17 protein-coding genes are annotated in these 15,653 nt (G+C 74.1%); 13 read left to right on the top strand and 4 right to left on the bottom strand.

Annotation, left to right across the window (positions count from 1 at the left end; all coding sequences use genetic code 11):
* The first annotated feature begins 13 nt into the window (after window positions 1-13).
* The 10 genes from ACFWR9_RS21625 (at window position 14) to ACFWR9_RS21670 (ending at window position 9,295) form a co-directional block, all read left to right on the top strand.
* Window positions 14-394, top strand: a complete 381-nt coding sequence (locus ACFWR9_RS21625) for a gas vesicle protein (RefSeq protein ID WP_383844618.1) — start codon at window positions 14-16, stop codon at window positions 392-394.
* Window positions 391-1,254, top strand: a complete 864-nt coding sequence (locus ACFWR9_RS21630; protein WP_383844621.1) for a GvpL/GvpF family gas vesicle protein — start codon at window positions 391-393, stop codon at window positions 1,252-1,254. Before ACFWR9_RS21625 ends, ACFWR9_RS21630 begins: the two co-directional genes overlap by 4 nt.
* Window positions 1,251-1,499 (top strand): gas vesicle protein, encoded by a 249-nt coding sequence (locus ACFWR9_RS21635; protein WP_383844624.1) that lies wholly within the window; start codon window positions 1,251-1,253, stop codon window positions 1,497-1,499. Before ACFWR9_RS21630 ends, ACFWR9_RS21635 begins: the two co-directional genes overlap by 4 nt.
* Complete coding sequence (locus tag ACFWR9_RS21640; protein WP_383844627.1) at window positions 1,496-1,789, top strand: gas vesicle protein K; 294 nt, start codon at window positions 1,496-1,498, stop codon at window positions 1,787-1,789. Before ACFWR9_RS21635 ends, ACFWR9_RS21640 begins: the two co-directional genes overlap by 4 nt.
* 90 nt (window positions 1,790-1,879) lie before the next feature.
* On the top strand, window positions 1,880-3,019 hold the full coding sequence (locus ACFWR9_RS21645) for a substrate-binding domain-containing protein (protein ID WP_383844630.1): 1,140 nt from the start codon (window positions 1,880-1,882) through the stop codon (window positions 3,017-3,019).
* A gap of 126 nt (window positions 3,020-3,145) precedes the next feature.
* The gene (locus tag ACFWR9_RS21650; RefSeq protein ID WP_383844633.1) at window positions 3,146-4,477 is read left to right on the top strand and encodes an ABC transporter substrate-binding protein; all 1,332 of its coding nucleotides are present in this window, start codon (window positions 3,146-3,148) and stop codon (window positions 4,475-4,477) included.
* Window positions 4,478-4,501: 24 nt separating this feature from the next.
* The gene (locus ACFWR9_RS21655) at window positions 4,502-5,488 is read left to right on the top strand and encodes a carbohydrate ABC transporter permease (protein ID WP_383844636.1); all 987 of its coding nucleotides are present in this window, start codon (window positions 4,502-4,504) and stop codon (window positions 5,486-5,488) included.
* Complete coding sequence (locus tag ACFWR9_RS21660) at window positions 5,485-6,348, top strand: carbohydrate ABC transporter permease (protein ID WP_122619129.1); 864 nt, start codon at window positions 5,485-5,487, stop codon at window positions 6,346-6,348. The genes ACFWR9_RS21655 and ACFWR9_RS21660 overlap by 4 nt, the downstream gene beginning before the upstream one ends.
* Window positions 6,345-7,376 carry a hydroxyacid dehydrogenase gene (locus ACFWR9_RS21665; RefSeq protein ID WP_383844639.1) on the top strand — a complete coding sequence of 344 codons (1,032 nt, stop codon included), beginning with the start codon at window positions 6,345-6,347 and terminating at the stop codon, window positions 7,374-7,376. Before ACFWR9_RS21660 ends, ACFWR9_RS21665 begins: the two co-directional genes overlap by 4 nt.
* Window positions 7,373-9,295, top strand: a complete 1,923-nt coding sequence (locus ACFWR9_RS21670) for a DUF2264 domain-containing protein (RefSeq protein WP_383844642.1) — start codon at window positions 7,373-7,375, stop codon at window positions 9,293-9,295. Before ACFWR9_RS21665 ends, ACFWR9_RS21670 begins: the two co-directional genes overlap by 4 nt.
* Here ACFWR9_RS21670 and ACFWR9_RS21675 read toward each other — a convergent pair.
* Together ACFWR9_RS21675 and ACFWR9_RS21680 are read right to left on the bottom strand one after the other, a co-directional pair.
* Window positions 9,292-10,191 carry a diacylglycerol kinase family protein gene (locus ACFWR9_RS21675; RefSeq protein ID WP_383844645.1) on the bottom strand — a complete coding sequence of 300 codons (900 nt, stop codon included), beginning with the start codon at window positions 10,189-10,191 and terminating at the stop codon, window positions 9,292-9,294. The two genes, ACFWR9_RS21670 and ACFWR9_RS21675, sit on opposite strands and share 4 nt — an antisense overlap.
* A 72-nt stretch (window positions 10,192-10,263) precedes the next feature.
* On the bottom strand, window positions 10,264-11,874 hold the full coding sequence (locus tag ACFWR9_RS21680; RefSeq protein ID WP_383844648.1) for an FAD-binding oxidoreductase: 1,611 nt from the start codon (window positions 11,872-11,874) through the stop codon (window positions 10,264-10,266).
* Between the two features lie 71 nt (window positions 11,875-11,945).
* On the opposite strand from ACFWR9_RS21680, the gene ACFWR9_RS21685 reads away from it, so the two are divergent.
* The gene (locus ACFWR9_RS21685; RefSeq protein WP_383844651.1) at window positions 11,946-12,563 is read left to right on the top strand and encodes a TetR/AcrR family transcriptional regulator; all 618 of its coding nucleotides are present in this window, start codon (window positions 11,946-11,948) and stop codon (window positions 12,561-12,563) included.
* Window positions 12,560-14,146 (top strand): glycerol-3-phosphate dehydrogenase/oxidase, encoded by a 1,587-nt coding sequence (locus ACFWR9_RS21690; RefSeq protein WP_383844654.1) that lies wholly within the window; start codon window positions 12,560-12,562, stop codon window positions 14,144-14,146. The genes ACFWR9_RS21685 and ACFWR9_RS21690 overlap by 4 nt, the downstream gene beginning before the upstream one ends.
* A gap of 27 nt (window positions 14,147-14,173) precedes the next feature.
* Here the strand turns inward: ACFWR9_RS21690 and ACFWR9_RS21695 are convergent, their stop codons facing one another.
* Window positions 14,174-14,452 carry a hypothetical protein gene (locus ACFWR9_RS21695; RefSeq protein WP_383844733.1) on the bottom strand — a complete coding sequence of 93 codons (279 nt, stop codon included), beginning with the start codon at window positions 14,450-14,452 and terminating at the stop codon, window positions 14,174-14,176.
* 160 nt (window positions 14,453-14,612) lie between these two features.
* Between ACFWR9_RS21695 and ACFWR9_RS21700 the strand changes: the two genes are divergently transcribed.
* The gene (locus ACFWR9_RS21700; RefSeq protein WP_383844657.1) at window positions 14,613-14,978 is read left to right on the top strand and encodes an STAS domain-containing protein; all 366 of its coding nucleotides are present in this window, start codon (window positions 14,613-14,615) and stop codon (window positions 14,976-14,978) included.
* 6 nt (window positions 14,979-14,984) lie between these two features.
* On the opposite strand, the gene ACFWR9_RS21705 is transcribed toward ACFWR9_RS21700, so the two are convergent.
* Window positions 14,985-15,413, bottom strand: coding sequence for an ATP-binding protein (locus ACFWR9_RS21705; protein WP_383844660.1), 429 nt, complete (start codon window positions 15,411-15,413; stop codon window positions 14,985-14,987).
* Window positions 15,414-15,653: the final 240 nt, after the last annotated feature.

Below are 15,653 nucleotides of genomic sequence, written 5' to 3' on the forward strand. Positions count from 1 at the left end.
CGTGGAGCGCCCGGTGACCGACCTCGACCACCGGTACGCGGACCCGGACACCCTGGCATACCCGCCCGCCGCCGGCAGCCTCGCCGACCTCCTCGAACGGGTCCTCGACAAGGGCATCGTCATCGCCGGCGACATCAAGATCGACCTCCTCGACATCGAACTGCTCACCATCCGGCTGCGGCTGTTCATCGCCTCGGTGGACACCGCGAAGAAGGCGGGCATCGACTGGTGGGAGACCGACCCGGCCCTGTCGTCCCGGGCCGCGCGGGACGCTCTCGTCGAGGAGAACGCGCGCCTGCGGGCCCGGCTCGACGCCCTGGACGACGCCTTGGACGACTCTCTGGAGGACGACATGGCGGACGCCGTCGAGGAGACGTCGGGAGCCGCCCGGTGAGCGCGGACGTGAGGGTGGCGCCCGGCATCGTCTGCGCGTTCGCCGTCACCGGCACCCCGCCGGACCCCGCCGCGCTCGCCTCGGCGACCGGTCACGAGGAGGGCGGTCCGCTGCGCGTGCTCGATGCGGGCGGCGGTCTGTGCCTGGTCGTCCAGGACGTCCCCGCGGCCCTGTTCGACGAGGAGGCCCTGGCGGAACGCCTCAACCGGCCCACCGACCTGGAACGCTGCGCCCGCGCCCACCACCGGGCCGTCGAGGCCGCGGCGGCGCAGGGTGCGGTCGTACCGCTGCCGATGGCGACGCTGTACCGGGGCGACCGGTCGGCGGTGCGGGCCGTCACCGACCGGCGGCCGGTGCTGGAGACGCTGCTCGACCGTCTCCGCAACCGCACCGAGTGGGCGGTGAAGGTGCACGCCGCCGAGGGCACGGCGGACGACCTCCCCAACGCCCCCGCAGGCCCCGGCCCCAGCCCCGGCTCCGGCTCCGGCTCCGGCTCCGGTGGGCGTGCCTACCTGAGCCGGGCCAGCGCACGGCGGCGCGACCGGCAGCAGGCGCACGGGAGGGCACAGGCCGAGGCGGAGGCCGTCGACGCGGAGCTGCGCCGGTACGCCGTCGCGGCGACCCGGCACCGGCCGCAGAGCGAGCGACTGACGGGCCGCCGCACCCCGCAACTCCTCAACGCCGCCTACCTGGTGGAGGACGCCGACCGCCCCGCCTTCACCCGCGCCCTGGCCGGGCTCACCGCCGAAGGGCGGCATCCGGCCGTGCGGGCCGACGCGTCGGGACCGTGGATCCCGTACTCCTTCGCGCGCTGGGACGAGGAACCGGACGCCCACCCCGGCCAGGAGGTCCCCGCATGACCGTCGCGGACACCCGTACGCCGGGTCCCGCACCCGTACCGTGGGGCGGCCCGGAGCCGTACGCGCCGGTCGGGGTGCCCCTCGTCGACCTGCTGGACCGGGTGCTCGCGACCGGGGTCGTGGTCAGCGGCGACCTGGTGCTGGCCATCGCGGACGTGCCGCTGGTGCGGATCTCCCTGCACGCGCTGCTGTCGTCGGTGAACGAGCGGATGCCCGCTCCCTGGCCGGACAGCGGTCCGCTGTGACCGCGCCACGGGCGCACGCCCTCGACCTGGACCCCGAGCGGGTCACGAACGACCTGGCCGCCCTGGTGCTCACGGTCGTGGAACTGCTGCGCCAGCTCATGGAGCGCCAGGCCGTGCGCCGCTTCGACGAGGGCACCCTCAGCGCGGCGCAGGAGGACCGGCTCGGCACGGCGCTCATGCTGCTCGACGAGCGCATGGACGACCTGTGCGCCCAGCACGGCCTGAGCCGTGCCGACCTGAACCTGGACCTGGGCCCCCTGGGCCCGCTCCTCGCGGACCCCGAGCCCTAGGGCCCGGGGGAACGCACGGGCACCCCGCACGAGCGATCGCTATGATGGCGAAGAATCGCTCAAACGAACATTCACGGGTGGGGAGACCTGATGCGGGAGCCGGTCGATCTCAGGCGCCAGCGGATTCTGGCGGCGGTGCAGGCGCGCGGTACCGCGCGGGTGCGTGATCTCGCCGACGAGTTGCAGGTCTCGGTGGTCACCGTGCGCCGGGACGTGGAGGAGCTGACGCGCGAGGGCAGGCTGCGGCGCGGGCATGGCGTCGTCCGGTCCACGCTGCCGGACCAGGAGGCGCCCGCGGACACCGGCGGGGCGGCCGGGGACCGGGTGGCGGTGGTGGTTCCGGTACGGCACTCGTACCTCACCGAGACCCTGCACGGCGCGCGCACGGTCCTGGAGGAGTCGGGGCTGCGCATAGCCCTGCACCTCTCGCCGCAGGCATCCGGCGCCGAACGGCCCCTGGTGGAGCGGGCGCTGGCCGACGGCGCGCAAGGGCTGCTGATCGCCCCGCGCTGGCGCGGCCGGGCCGACGAGGCCGCCGACCACGAGTGGCTCGCCGAAACCGGGGTGCCGACGGTGCTGATGGAGCGCCGTCCGTGGCGGGGCAGCGCGCTGCACGCCCTGGACTCGGTGTGCTCGGACCACTGGTACGGCGCGCACCTGGCGGTGGAGCACCTGGCGGGCCTCGGCCACCGGCGCATCGTGTTCGCCACGCGGCACGACAGTCCCACCGCCCGTTCGCTGCGCGCCGCGTTCACCGAGATCGCCGGGGCGCATCCCCTGGTGGAGCGGTGGGCGTGGACCCTCGTCTCGCCCGAGGCCGGGGTGGACGGGCCGTACGCGGCGGACGAGACGGCCGAGCTGCCCGCGCTGATGCGCAAGGTGGGGGCGACCGCCATGGTGCTGCACGGCGACGTGGACGCGCTGATGATCGTCCAGCGGCTGGCGGAGGACGGCGTGCGGGTGCCGGAGGACTGCTCGATCGTGGCATACGACGACGTGGTGGCCGGGCTGGGCTCGCCGCCGCTGACGGCCGTCGCGCCGCCGAAGGCAGAGGTCGGACGCACGGCGGCGGAGCTGTTGCTCCAGCGGCTGTCCGAGCCGCCCGGGACCCGGCCGGGCCGGCGTGTCGAGCTGCTGCCGCGGCTGATGGTGCGCGGATCGACCGAGTATCTGTCCGAGCAGCTGTCCGAGCAGCTGACCGAGCTGCCGACCGGGCAACCGACCGAGTGAGCGTTTGAGCGTTTAATTTTCTTCTGATCGATCTCTTGACCGTTTGAGTCGGGGCGTTCAGGATTCCCGTGTCCCGAACAGTCGTGGCCGCACCCCCGCGGACACGCAGGAGCCGCGGGAGGCGCCATGCCCGGACGACAGAGCCGTCGGTCCGTGCTCGCCGCGATGGCCGCCGTACCCCTGACAGGAGCCGTGAGCGCCTGCAGCGGGGGGAACGGCGCATCGTCGGCCCGCACCGGAACCACCACGCGCGTCACCTTCTGGTCCGCCCTGCGCGGCAGCCAGGAGGTGGTCGACGCGTTCAACCGCACACACCGGAACATCCAGGTCGACTTCCAGCAGATCCCCTCCGGCGGGCAGGGCGGTTACGCCAAGCTCAGCAACGCCGCCCGGGCCGGCAACGCGCCGGACGTCGCCACGATCGAGTATCCGCAGGTCCCGGGGTACGCCATCGACGGAGTCGCACGCGACATCACCGACCTGGTGAGCGACGGGCTGCGCCGCAAGCTGCTGCCGCAGGCGCTCGGGCTGACCACCTTCGAGGGCCGCGTGTTCGCCGTGCCGCTGGACGTCGAGCCCATGGTCATGCACTACCGCGCCGACCTGTTCGACCGGTACGGGCTCCGGGTGGCCCGCACCTGGGACGAGTTCGCCGAGCAGGCCGCGACCGTGCGCCGCAAGGCACCGGACCGGCGGCTGGTGCTGTTCCCGTCCGACGGGATGACGCAGTTCGCCTGCTACGCCTGGCAGGCGGGCGCCCAGTGGTTCGACACCTCGAAGGGCGCCTGGAACGTGTCCCTCGCCGACGCGCCGTCCCGGCGGGTCGCGGACTACTGGCAGCGGCTCATCGACCGGGACCACGTCTTCATGAACGCGGTCGAGAGCAGGCAGTCGGACGCACAGATCGGCAACGGGCTGGTCCTCACCCGGCTCAGCGGCGCGTGGGACGCCGGCGCGCAGATGAACGCGCGGCCCGGGCAGAAGGGCCGGTGGCGGATCGCGCCGCTGCCGCAGTGGGACACCGGCAGCCCGTCCGTCGGCACGCACGGCGGTTCGACCTTCGCGGTCACCAAGGACAGCCGGCACCCCGAGGCAGCCATGGAGTTCATCGAGTGGCAGGTCTCCCACCCCGACGCGCTGCGCGCCCGCCTCTCCAGCGGCACCAGCAGCCAGTACCCGGCCGCACCCGGCCTCGTCTCGGTGGGACGGGACGCCTTCGACCCCTCGTACTACGGCGGACAGGACATCTACCGCCTGTTCGAGCAGGAGGCCGAGAAGATCGGCGAGCAGTGGCTGTGGGGTCCGCGGATGAGCGCGACCCAGAAGGTCATGCAGGACTCCTTCGCCCGCGTCGGCGGCGGCCAGGGCAGCCTCGTCGCATCGCTGCGCACCGCGCAGGAGGGCACCATGCCCGACCTCAGGGCCCTCGGCCTGTCCACCACCCAGCGCAGCACCTGAGCCGACGAAAGGCAGGTGACACCCATGACCACGACGACCCACTCACGGGTGCCGGCCGGCGCGACCCGCGCCGCCGCCCCGGAGCCCTCCGCCTCCGGCATCCGCGCCCGCAGAGCCGCCAAGCGGCGCCAACTGACCGCCTGCGGCGTCCTGATGACGCCGTTCTTCGCCCTGCTGGTCACCGTCTTCCTGATCCCCGTCGGCACCGCCGTCCACCTCAGCTTCTACAGCGACGACCAGCCCGGACTCGGCTTCGGCCCCGAGCGCACGGTCTTCGTCGGACTGCGGTCCTACGCCGCCGTGCTCACCGACCCCACCTTCCTCGGCGGGCTCGGCACGGTCGCCCTGTACTGCCTGATCTACATCCCGCTGATGGTGGCCGGCGCGCTCGTCCTCGCCCTGCTGCTGGACTCCGGCGTGGTCCGGCTGCGCGCCTTCGCCCAGCTCGGCCTGTTCCTGCCGCACGCGGTGCCCGGCATCATCGCCGCGCTGATCTGGCTGTACCTGTACACGCCCGGCATCAGTCCGGTCATCGAGCTGTTCGCGAAGGGCGACATCACGATCGACTTCCTCGGCGTGCACACGGTGATCCCGTCCATCGTGAACATCGCGCTGTGGAGCAACCTCGGCTACAACATGGTGGTCTTCTACGCCGCCCTCCAGGCCGTGCCGCGCGAGGTGATCGAGGCGTCCGTGGTCGACGGGGCGGGGCCGGTGCGCACCGCGCTCCAGGTCAAGACGCCGCTGGTGCGGGCCTCCATCGTGATGGTGTCGATCTTCACGCTGATCTGGGCGCTCCAGCTGTTCACCGAGCCGATGCTGCTCAGCCAGTCCTCACCGATGATCAGCTCCCGGTTCTCGCCCAGCATGTACATCTACGACGCGGCCTTCACCCGCAACAACTACAGTCTCGCGGCGGCCGCCTCGGTCGTCCTGCTGGTGTGCACCATCGCCCTGTCCTACGGCGTCACCCGCTTCACCAGCCGCGCCGACTCCGAGGAGGCCCGATGAGCGCCACCGACAGTTCGCTGCTCCGCCCGAGACTGCTGGGCCGCCTCACGGTCAACGTGGTCGTCGCCGTCTCCGTCCTCTACACGCTGCTGCCCGTGCTGTGGCTGGTGCTCGCCTCCAGCAAGACGCGGGACGCCCTGTTCAGCAGCGACCTGCTCTCGCTGAGCGACTTCTCGTTCCTCCAGAACCTCGGCGACCTCTTCGCCATGGACGGCGGGCTGTACGGCCGCTGGTACGTCAACAGCCTGCTGTACGCCGTCCTCGGGGCGGCCCTGGGCGCGCTGGTGAGCGTGGCCTGCGGCTACGCCTTCGACAAGTACCGCTTCCGGCACAAGGAGAAGCTGTTCGGCCTGGTGCTGGCGGCGGTCATGGTGCCGCAGACGGTCCTCGCGCTGCCGCTGTACCTGATGGCGTCCGAGGCCGGCCTGGTCAACACCTTCTGGGCGGTGTTCATCCCGGTGCTGTTCAACCCGTTCGGCGTCTACCTCGGCCGGATCTTCGCGCGGGGCTATGTGCCCGACGAGGTGCTGGAGGCGGCGCGCGTGGACGGGGCGGGCGAGCTGACCACGTACGTCCGGGTGGCGCTCCGGATGCTGGGGCCGGGCCTGATCACCGTCTTCCTCTTCCAGCTGACCGCGATCTGGAACAACTTCTTCCTGCCCATGGTGATGCTGTCCGACCAGGACCTGTATCCCGTCAGTCTCGGCCTGTACCAGTGGAACAGTTCGGCGTCCGTGTCGCCGGAGTACTACCCCGTGGTGATCATGGGTTCACTGCTCGCCGTACTGCCGCTCATCCTCGCCTTCGTGCTGCTCCAGCGTTTCTGGCGCAGCGGCCTGACCGCCGGAGCCGTCAAGTGACCCCGTACGCCCCCGGACCCGGCTTCCGGCCCCGTGCCGCCGTGGCCATGTCCCCGGACGCCGCCTCCGCCGTCCTCGACCCCCAGTCGCTCGGCGCGTTCCGCCGGGTCTGCGAACTCGCGCCGTTCCCGGTGCTGGACGACCTGTCCACCCCGCGGGCCCGCTCCGTGCTGGCCGACGTGGACCTGCTGGTCACCGGCTGGGGCTGTCCGCCGCTGGACGAGGACGTGCTGCGGGCGGCGCCGGGGCTGCGGGCCGTGGTGCACACGGCTGGCAGTGTCCGCGGGCATGTCACCGACGCGTGCTGGGAGCGGGGCGTCGAGGTCTCCTCGGCCGCCGCGGCCAACGCGCTGCCGGTCGCCGAGTACACCCTGGGCATGATCCTGCTCAGCGGCAAGCGGGTGCTGGAGCGGGCCCGCGACTACCGGGCCGCCCGGACCCGGGGCAACTGGCTGCGCACCTCGCGCGGCGTCGGCAACTACCGGCGCACGGTCGGCATCCTGTCGGCCTCGCTGATCGGCCGCCGGGTCGTGGAGCTGCTGCGGCCGCACGACATCGAGGTACTGCTGCACGACCCCTACGTCAGCTACGCCGAAGCGGCCGAACTCGGCGTCGGGCGAGTCGAGTTGCCGGAGCTGTTCGCGCGCTGCGACACCGTCAGCGTGCACACCCCGCTGTTGCCCACCACCCGCGGTCTGGTCGGCCGCGCGCTGATCGAGTCGATGCCGGCCGACGCGGTGCTGATCAACACCTCCCGCGGGGCGGTCGTCGACCAGGAGGCGCTCACCGACGCCGCGATGGCCGGCCGGATCCGGGCCGTGCTCGACGTCACCGACCCCGAGGCGCTGCCCGCGGACCACCCGCTGTGGGACTGCGAGCACGCCCTGATCACCCCGCACCTCGCCGGCTCCGAGGGCAACGAGTGGCGCCGACTGGCCGACCTCGCGCTCGCCGAGACGACCCGCTGGGCGTCCGGTGCCGGCTTCCTCCATCCCGTACGACGCGAAAGGCTGGCGTTCCTGGCATGAGCATCCCGTTCGAACTGCCCACCGAGGACCGTGCGTCGAGCCCGTACACCGGCTACACCCGCGCCCACTGGGAGGCCGTCGCCGACGGGTTGCTGTGGGCGGCTTGGCGCTGGAGCACCCCCGGGTGCGCCCTGCTCGACCTGCCGGGACGCCCGTCGCGCTCGGGTGTGCGCTCCGACGGCCTGGAAGGGTTCGCGCGGACGTTCCTCGCGGCGGCCTTCCGGGTCGCCGGCGCCGACGGCGAGGACCCGCACGACTGGCTGGGCCGCTACGCGCGCGGCCTCGCCTCGGGCACCCTCACCCCCGGGCGCGACGACGCCGAGTCCTGGCCGCTGATCCTCGACCACGACGTGCAGGGCCAGCCGATGGTCGAGTCGGCGTCGGTCGCGCTCGGGCTGCGGCTGACCGTGCCGTGGCTGTGGAAGAACCTCGACGCCGGGGTCCAGGACCGGGTGGAGGAGTGGCTGCGCGGGGCGCTGCGGCACGTGCCGGCGCCGAACAACTGGTACCTGTTCCCGTACACGGTCGCCGGGTTCCTGGAGTCGGTCGGCCGCGGCGACGCCGAGACGGCCGCGGCGCGAGGGCGGGCGCTGGAGCTGATGGAGGGCTGGTACCGGGGCGAGGGCTGGTACGCCGACGGCGACGGACGCGCCTTCGACCACTACAACGGCTGGGCGCTGCACCTGTACCCGGTGCTCGACGCCCACCTCGCCGGCGACGCCGACGCCCTCGCCCGGTACGGGGAGCGGCTGCGGGCCCACCTGGGCGGGTTCGCCCTGATGTTCGGCGCCGACGGGGCGCCGCTGCACTACGGCCGCTCGCTCACCTACCGCTTCGCGGCCTCGTCCGCCGTGAGTCTGGGCGCGCTGACCGGGCACACCCCGCTGACGCCGGGGGCCTCGCGACGGCTGGTGAGCGGCAGCCTGCGGTACTTCATGGACCGCGGTGCGCTGAGCGACGAGGGGCTGCTGAGCCTGGGCTGGTTCGGCCCGCACGAGGCGACCCTCCAGCCGTACTCGGGCCCGGCCTCCCCGTACTGGGCGTCGAAGGCGTTCGTGTCGCTCCTCGCCCCGGCCCACCACCCGCTGTGGACGGCGGCGGAGGAGCCGGCGCCGGTGGAGGAGGCGGACCGCGTGCTGGCCCTCGCCGCGCCGGGACTGCTGGTGCAGTCGACGCACGAGGACGGGATCGTACGGCTGCACAACCACGGAAGCGACCATGTCCGGCCGCACGAGGGCGAGTCGGCGGCCGAGGACGACCCGCACTACGGCCGGCAGGCCTACTCGACCCGGACCGGCCCCACGGCCGGGGCGAACGTCGCCGACAACCACCTGTCGGTGGAGGTGGACGGCCGGGGCAGCGTCCGGCGCCGCATCCACCCGCTCGGCGCCGGGCAGGGCGACGGCTGGGGCTGGGCGGCGTCCTGGCACCGGCCCGTCTTCACCGGCGGCGCCCCGATGGTGCCGGGGCTGCGGGTGGAGAGCGTGACGGTGGCCCGGGGCCCGTACGAACTGCGGGTGCACCGGGTCGTCGGGGCGCCGCCGGGGGCCCGGCTCACGCACACCGGGTGGGCCACCGGCCCCGAGGAGCCCCTGGTCTCCGCGCTGCACGGACTGCACGGCTGGCTGCCCGGGACGGAGACGGTGCGTGCCCCGCAGGGCACCGCGTACGTGCCGTGGGCCGAACTGCCCCGGCTGTCCGGCGAGGCGGGCGGGACCTCCCTGCACGTCTGCCTGGCGGCACTCACCGGTGAGCCGGTGAACGTGTCGCCGGCCGAGGCCGTCACGGAGGTCGTTGCGGGCGGAAGCCACGTCGAGGTGGTCTGGGCGGACGACCGCGCCCACACCCGGGTCTCGTTCGATCCGGTTCGCGTGACGCACAGGGCGGACCGGGAGGACCGGGCCGACCGGGCGGACTAGGCGGTTCGCGCGGGTTCGGACAGCACGCGCAGGGCGCCGGGCAGTACCCGCGCGGTGACGGGGACGGCGGCCTCGACCTCCCCGTCGGCGCCGTAGGGTATCGCCCGGTCCGCCTCGATGCGGATCTCCTTGCCGCGCAGGACGCGGACCTGCGGGCGGTGGACGTGGGCGCCCGTCCCGAGTTCGTTCATCAGCTTGAAGAACAGCCACCGCGGCGCGTCGTGGATCATCACCACCTCCAGCAGACCGTCGTCCACCTCGGCGGCGGGCGCGATGAGCCGGTTGAAGCCGTAGTAGCCGGAGTTGGCGGCCACCACCGTGTAGCCGGTGAAGGCGTGCTGCTCGCCGTCGACCGTGACCCGGTAGCGCGTCGCGCGCCACCCGGCGACGGCCCGCAGCGCGCCCGCGTAGTAGGAGGCCGTACCGCGCAGCAGGCGCGCGCTGTTGGCATGGTGGTTGGCGAGCGCGTCGACACCGGCGTAGACACTGCCCAGCACGACGGTGCGGTCGTGGACGGCCGAGGTGACCTCGATGGTGTCGACGGACCGGGGTTCGCCGTCGAGCAGTACCCGGGCGAGCCCGGCCGGGTCGGTGGGCAGCTTCAGCGCGCGGGCGAAGTCGTTGCCGCGCCCGGCCGGGACCAGACCGAGCACGGCCCCGGTGCCGCTGAGCGCGCCGCCGATCCCGCCCGCCATCCCGTCGCCGCCGACGGCGAGCACCACCCGGCCCCGCTCACCGGCCCGCCGGGCGAGTTCCCGGGCGTGCGCGAGGCTGTGGCTGTACTCGGTCTCCAGCCCGGCGCCCGCCTCCCGCAGCAGCCGGGCCACCCCGAGCAGCGCGGCGGCCGAGGTGGCGCCGCCCGCGGTGGGGTTGACGACGGCGGTGAACTGTCGCATCGAAGTGCCTCCGGGCTGACGGGTGGTGCCGGACTGTTGTCTCACGGGTGTGCGGCCTGCCGGTCGGCGGGGTCAGTCCGCCGGCAGCAGGACGCCCGGGCTGAGCACGCCCGCGGGGTCCAGGCTGCGCTTGACCGCGCGCAGGGCCTCGATGCCGAGGGGCCCGGCCTCCTGGACGTACCAGTCGCGGTGGTCGGTGCCGACGCCGTGGTGGTGGGTGATGGTGCCGCCCGCGGCGAGGATCGCCTCGTTGGCCGCGTGCTTGGCGCGGGTCCAGTGCGCCACGGCGTCGTCGCCCTGGGCGGAGACGACGGTGAAGTACAGGGAGGCGCCGTTCTCGTAGACGTGCGAGATGTGGCACATGACCAGCGGCGGGGTGCCGTCGTCGGTGAGGGTGCGGGTGAGCGCGTCGCGGACGGCGGCGTAGAGGGCGGGGACACGGGACCAGTAGGTCGCGGTCTCCAGGGTCTCGGCGAGCGCCCCGGCGTCGAGCAGGGAGTCCCGCAGGTACGGCGCCGAGTAGCGGCCGTGGGCCCAGCGCTCCCCCGGCTCCTCGCCCGCGAAGGTGCCCCCGCTCTCGCGCAGGACCGCGGCGGCCTCCTCGCGGCGGCGTGCGGTGTCCGCCTCCGTGCCCTCGAAGCCGACGACGGCCAGGCATCCGGCGTCCTGCCGGTCGAGGGAGGAGCCGAGGGCGTCGGGCTGGGCGAGGCCGATCAGGGTCTCGGTCTCGTCGGACAGCCGCAGCACCGTGGGACGCGGGCCGTCCTGGGCGAGCCTGCGCAGAGCGGCGGCGCCCGCGTCGAAGGAGGCGAAGCGCCAGCCCTCGTAGCGGCGGACCTCGGGCACGGGCCGCACGCGGACGGTGACGGAGGTGATGACGCCGAAGGCGCCCTCCGAGCCCAGGACGAGCTGGCGCAGGTCGGGCCCGGCGGCCGAGCGCGGGGCGCGACCGGTGACGAGGGTGCCTTCGGGGGTGGCCAGCGTGATGCCGAGGACCATCTCGTCGAAGCGGCCGTAGCCGGCGGAGGCCTGTCCGCTGGAGCGGGTGGCGGCGAAGCCGCCGATGGTGGCCCACTCGTAGGACTGCGGGAAGTGGCCGAGGGTGTACCCGTGCGCGGCGAGCAGCGCCTCGGCCTCGGGGGCACGCAGGCCGGGTTGCAGGCGGGCGGTGCGGGAGACCTCGTCGAGTTCGAGCAGCCGGTTCATGCGGCGCGGGTCGAGGGCGACGAAGGCGCCGCGGCGTCCGGGGGCGAGGCCGCCCACCACGGAGGTGCCGCCGCCGAAGGGCACGACCGGCAGCCGGTGCTCGGCACAGGTCTCCAGCACGGCCAGCACCTCGTCGTGGCCGTCGGGCAGGACCACGGCGGCCGGGGTGTCGGTGACGTCGCCGGTCCGCATCCGCAGCAGGTCGGGGGTGGACTTGCCGCGGGTGTGCCGGACGCGGGTCTCCGCGTCGGTGCGCACGTCGTCCGCACGGCCGCCGACCGCCGCCGTGAGGGCCCGGCGGACGGCCTCGTCCAGGGGCGACTCGGGGACGTCGATCTCCGCCAGTATCTCCGCCAGCGGGAGCGGGGCGGCGTCGCGGGGCTTGACGCCGAGCAGTTCGCGCAGCAGCCCGGTCACCGTGTCCGGCAGCGGCGTCGCCCTGGCCGGGTCGCCCCAGCCGTTCCACAGCATGTCCATGGCCTGTCGTCCTCACGGTCGCTTCGGGGGATGCCTGCCGCACCACCCGGCGGGGCGTTACACTGTTACACATGACGCCCAACCGTCACAACCACTCGGCCCGGCCGAACCCCTCGGACAACGACACGGTGCTCGACGCCGTGCGCGACTGCGTGATGGCCGTCGGGGTCCGCCGGACGACGATGACCGACGTCGCCCGCCGCGCCGGTGTCTCCCGGATGACCCTGTACCGGCGCTGGCCGGACGTGCGGTCCCTGGTCGGCGACCTGATGACCCGCGAGTGGATCGCGGTGGCCGCCGGGGCCATCCCGGAGCCCCGGCCGGGCACCGGGACCTGCCCGCGCGTCGTCGAGGGACTGGTGACCGGCGTGGCGCGGTTCCGCGCCCACCCGCTCTTCCGCAAGATCGTCGACGTCGACCCCGAGCTGCTCCTGCCCTACGTCCTCGACCGGCGCGGAGCGAGCCAGGAAGCCCTGCTGGAGTTGCTCAAGGACGCGCTGGGCCAAGGGCACGCCGACGGTTCGGTGCGCCGGGCGCACCCCGAACGGCAGGCGCGGTCCGTGCTGCTGGTCGTCCAGTCCTTCGCCCTGTCGCTGCGGACCATGACCGACGAGGACGACGACGAGCTGACCTCCGCGGCCTTCCTCGCGGAGCTGCGGACCATCCTGGAAAGGACCCTCACGCCATGAGCCCCACCAGCAGCCCCGCCCCCGGGGCCGCCTCCCTGTCCGCCGCACGGCGCGCCCGCGAGCTGGCCGACACCGTGGGCGGGCCCGTCGTGGACGTCGTGGTCGTCGGCCTCGGCGCGACCGGCGCGGGGGCCGCCCTGGACGCCGCGGCCCGCGGGCTGAGCGTCGTCGCCGTGGACGCCCACGACCTCGCCTTCGGCACCTCCCGCTGGAGCTCCAAGCTCATCCACGGCGGCCTGCGCTACCTCGCCTCCGCGCAGCTCGACGTCGCCCACGAGAGCGCGGTGGAGCGCGGGGTGCTGATGGAGCGCACGGCCCCCCACCTGGTGCGCGCCCAGCCCTTCGTGCTGCCGCTGACGCCGCTGGTCTCCCGCGGCCAGGCCGCACTGGCGTGGGCCGGGTTCCGGGCCGGTGACACCCTGCGGCTCGCGGCCCGCACGGCCCGGGCCACGCTGCCCGCGCCGCGCCGGCTGTCCGCCGTGGAGACCCGGCATCTCGCGCCGGCCCTGCGCTCCGACCGGCTGCGCGGCGGCCTGCTGTCCTGGGACGGCCGGCTCACCGACGACGCCCGGCTGGTGACCGCGCTCGCCCGGACCGCCGCCGCCCGCGGCGCCCGGATCCTGACCCGGACCAGGGCGCTGGAGCTGACCTCGTCCGGCGCCCGGATACGCGACGAGCTGACCGGCGAGGAGGGCGTGGTGCGGGCCCGCGCGGTGATCAACGCCTCCGGGGTGTGGGCCGGCGGCCTCGTGGACGGCATCCGCGTCCGCCCCTCCCGCGGCACCCACCTCGTCCTGCGCTCCGAGCACCTCGGCCCGCTCCCCGCGGGCCTGCACGTGCCGGTCCCCGGGGAGACCAACCGCTTCGTCCTGGTACTGCCCCAGGGCGACGGCCGGGTCTACGTCGGTCTGACCGACGAACCCGTGGAGGGCGACGTCCCGGACGTCCCGGAGGTGCCCGAGACCGACGTCGGCTTCCTGCTCGACGTGCTCGGTTCGGTACTGGACGTGCCCGTGCACCGCGAGGACGTGGTGGGCGCCTTCGCCGGTCTGCGCCCCCTGCTGGACACCACCTCGCCGGACCGGCCGGGCGCCGGGCCCCGCACGGCGGACGTCTCGCGCCGGCACGCCGTGCTCACCTCGTCGGAGGGCGTGATCACCGTGGTCGGCGGCAAGCTCACCACGTACCGGCGCATGGCCGAGGACGCCGTGAACGCCGCCGTCACCGCCCGCGGCCTGACCGCGGGCCCCTCCCCCACCGCCACCCTGCCCCTGGTCGGCGCCGCCGCACCGCACGCCCTGGCCACGGTGCGGGCGCCGGACCGCCTGGTCCGGCGCTACGGCACCGAGGCGCCCGACGTCCAGGCCCTCGCCGCCCGGAACCCCCGGCTCGCCGAGCGGGTGCTGCCGGGGCACCCCGTCACCGGCGCCGAGCTGCTGTGGGCGCTGCGCCACGAGGGCGCCCTCGACGAGGCGGACCTCCTCGACCGGCGCACCCGCATCGGCCTGGTGCCCGAGGACCGGGCGGCGGCCCTGGACGCCGTACGCGACCTGGTCGGCGAGACCATGGCGCGGCAGCACTGACGACGGCCGAACCCGCATTGATCCCGGTCAGGGACCCTGGCTCCCGTCCTGGACGGCCTTGCGGACGTTCGCCTCGATCTTGTGCCGGGACCGGCCTCCCTCCTTGACGTACTCCGTCATCGCGGTCCGCGCGTCCCGGTCCAGGTCGCGCCAGGCCCGCACGGCGGTCTCGTACGTGTCGGACTGCCGCGGGGTCCACCGATGCTGCGTGGGAGGCCCGTACGAGTCGCGCAGTTCCTCGACCCGGTGCTGTGCCAGGTCCGCCGCGCGACGCTTGTGCACGAGCTCCTCGAATGTATGAGCCACCACACCTCGACGGTAGTCAGAGGAACGCCGTCGCGCGCGTCGAAACCGGCGCCGCCGGTCCCGTCGGCCCGGGTCCGCACAAGGGGGCCCCACGGACGGCGAAGGGCCTTAACATCAAGCCACCATGGACGGCCGGGCATATGCGAGAAGTGAGGGCAGCGTGGCGGACATCGAGGGACCGGCAGTACCCGAGCGGCTGCTGATCACCCGTACCACCACGGGCGACGGCGTCAGCATCGTCAGCCTCGCCGGAGAGGTCGATCTCGACGGCAGCGGCCGGCTGCGCGACGTCCTGCTGTCCTCGGTGCAGTCGGCACCGGGCACGGTCGTCGACTTCGGCGAGGTGGGCTTCCTGGACTCCAGCGGCATCAACGTGCTCATCTCCGCCCACCGGGAGGCCGAGTCCCGCGGTGTGTGGCTCCGGCTCGCGGCACCGCGGGACGCCGTCGAGCGGGTGCTGCGGCTCGTCGGCGTCGACGGGCTCATCGCCTGCTTCCCGAGCGTCGAACAGGCGCTGACCGGGTGAGGGAGGTCAGGTCAGCGGCAGGCGCGCGTACACCGTCTTCCCCTTGGCGTGCGGCTTGGTGATCACCTCGCCGCACAGGCGGGTCACGATCTCCAGGCCGTGCCGGCCGACCCGCAGGGGATCGTGGGGCAGGAACGTGGGAAAGCCGTCCCCCGTGTCGTAGACCGCGATCTCCACACGGTCGTCCACCAGGGTCAGCGCCAGCCGGCAGGGACCGGGCGCGTGCCGCAGCGCGTTCGTCACCAGTTCGCTGGCGACCAGACGGGCGGTGTCCAGGAAGGTGTCGGCCAGGTCGACGCCCAGCTCGGCGAGCCGGCTGACGAAGCGGTGCACGACGTCCCGGGAGGCCGGGATCATCGCCGAACCGCCCCTGAACTCCACCACCGTGGACACGTCGGAGGTGTCCGCGGCATCGGGTCCGTGCGCCGGAGTCATACAGAGCCTCACCGTCCGGTCGGGGCCGTGTGGGGGAGCGAGGTCCCGGCCCCTCACGATACGCACCGGCGAGGCTTTCACGATCCCTCTGCCCCAACTTCCGCCGGACGCGCCGTTTTTCGGACAGGCACGGCACGGGCGCGGGGGGGGGGGGGGGGGGGGGGGCGGGCCCGCGGCGCGCCCCCCCCCCGCCCCCCCGGCCGCGCCCCGCGCGGGCCCCCCGGGGGGCGCGCGCGGGCG

This window comes from Streptomyces sp. NPDC058534, from assembly GCF_042717365.1.
Taxonomy (GTDB): domain Bacteria; phylum Actinomycetota; class Actinomycetes; order Streptomycetales; family Streptomycetaceae; genus Streptomyces.

Coding starts and splice junctions, on each gene's coding strand:
- ACFWR9_RS21635 (WP_383844624.1), top strand. CDS start 1,251: ATGACCGTCGCGGACACCCGTACGCCGGGTCCCGCACCCGTACCGTGG.
- ACFWR9_RS21645 (WP_383844630.1), top strand. CDS start 1,880: ATGCGGGAGCCGGTCGATCTCAGGCGCCAGCGGATTCTGGCGGCGGTG.
- ACFWR9_RS21650 (WP_383844633.1), top strand. CDS start 3,146: ATGCCCGGACGACAGAGCCGTCGGTCCGTGCTCGCCGCGATGGCCGCC.
- ACFWR9_RS21655 (WP_383844636.1), top strand. CDS start 4,502: ATGACCACGACGACCCACTCACGGGTGCCGGCCGGCGCGACCCGCGCC.
- ACFWR9_RS21660 (WP_122619129.1), top strand. CDS start 5,485: ATGAGCGCCACCGACAGTTCGCTGCTCCGCCCGAGACTGCTGGGCCGC.
- ACFWR9_RS21670 (WP_383844642.1), top strand. CDS start 7,373: ATGAGCATCCCGTTCGAACTGCCCACCGAGGACCGTGCGTCGAGCCCG.
- ACFWR9_RS21675 (WP_383844645.1), bottom strand. CDS start 10,191: ATGCGACAGTTCACCGCCGTCGTCAACCCCACCGCGGGCGGCGCCACC.
- ACFWR9_RS21680 (WP_383844648.1), bottom strand. CDS start 11,874: ATGGACATGCTGTGGAACGGCTGGGGCGACCCGGCCAGGGCGACGCCG.
- ACFWR9_RS21685 (WP_383844651.1), top strand. CDS start 11,946: ATGACGCCCAACCGTCACAACCACTCGGCCCGGCCGAACCCCTCGGAC.
- ACFWR9_RS21690 (WP_383844654.1), top strand. CDS start 12,560: ATGAGCCCCACCAGCAGCCCCGCCCCCGGGGCCGCCTCCCTGTCCGCC.
- ACFWR9_RS21705 (WP_383844660.1), bottom strand. CDS start 15,413: ATGACTCCGGCGCACGGACCCGATGCCGCGGACACCTCCGACGTGTCC.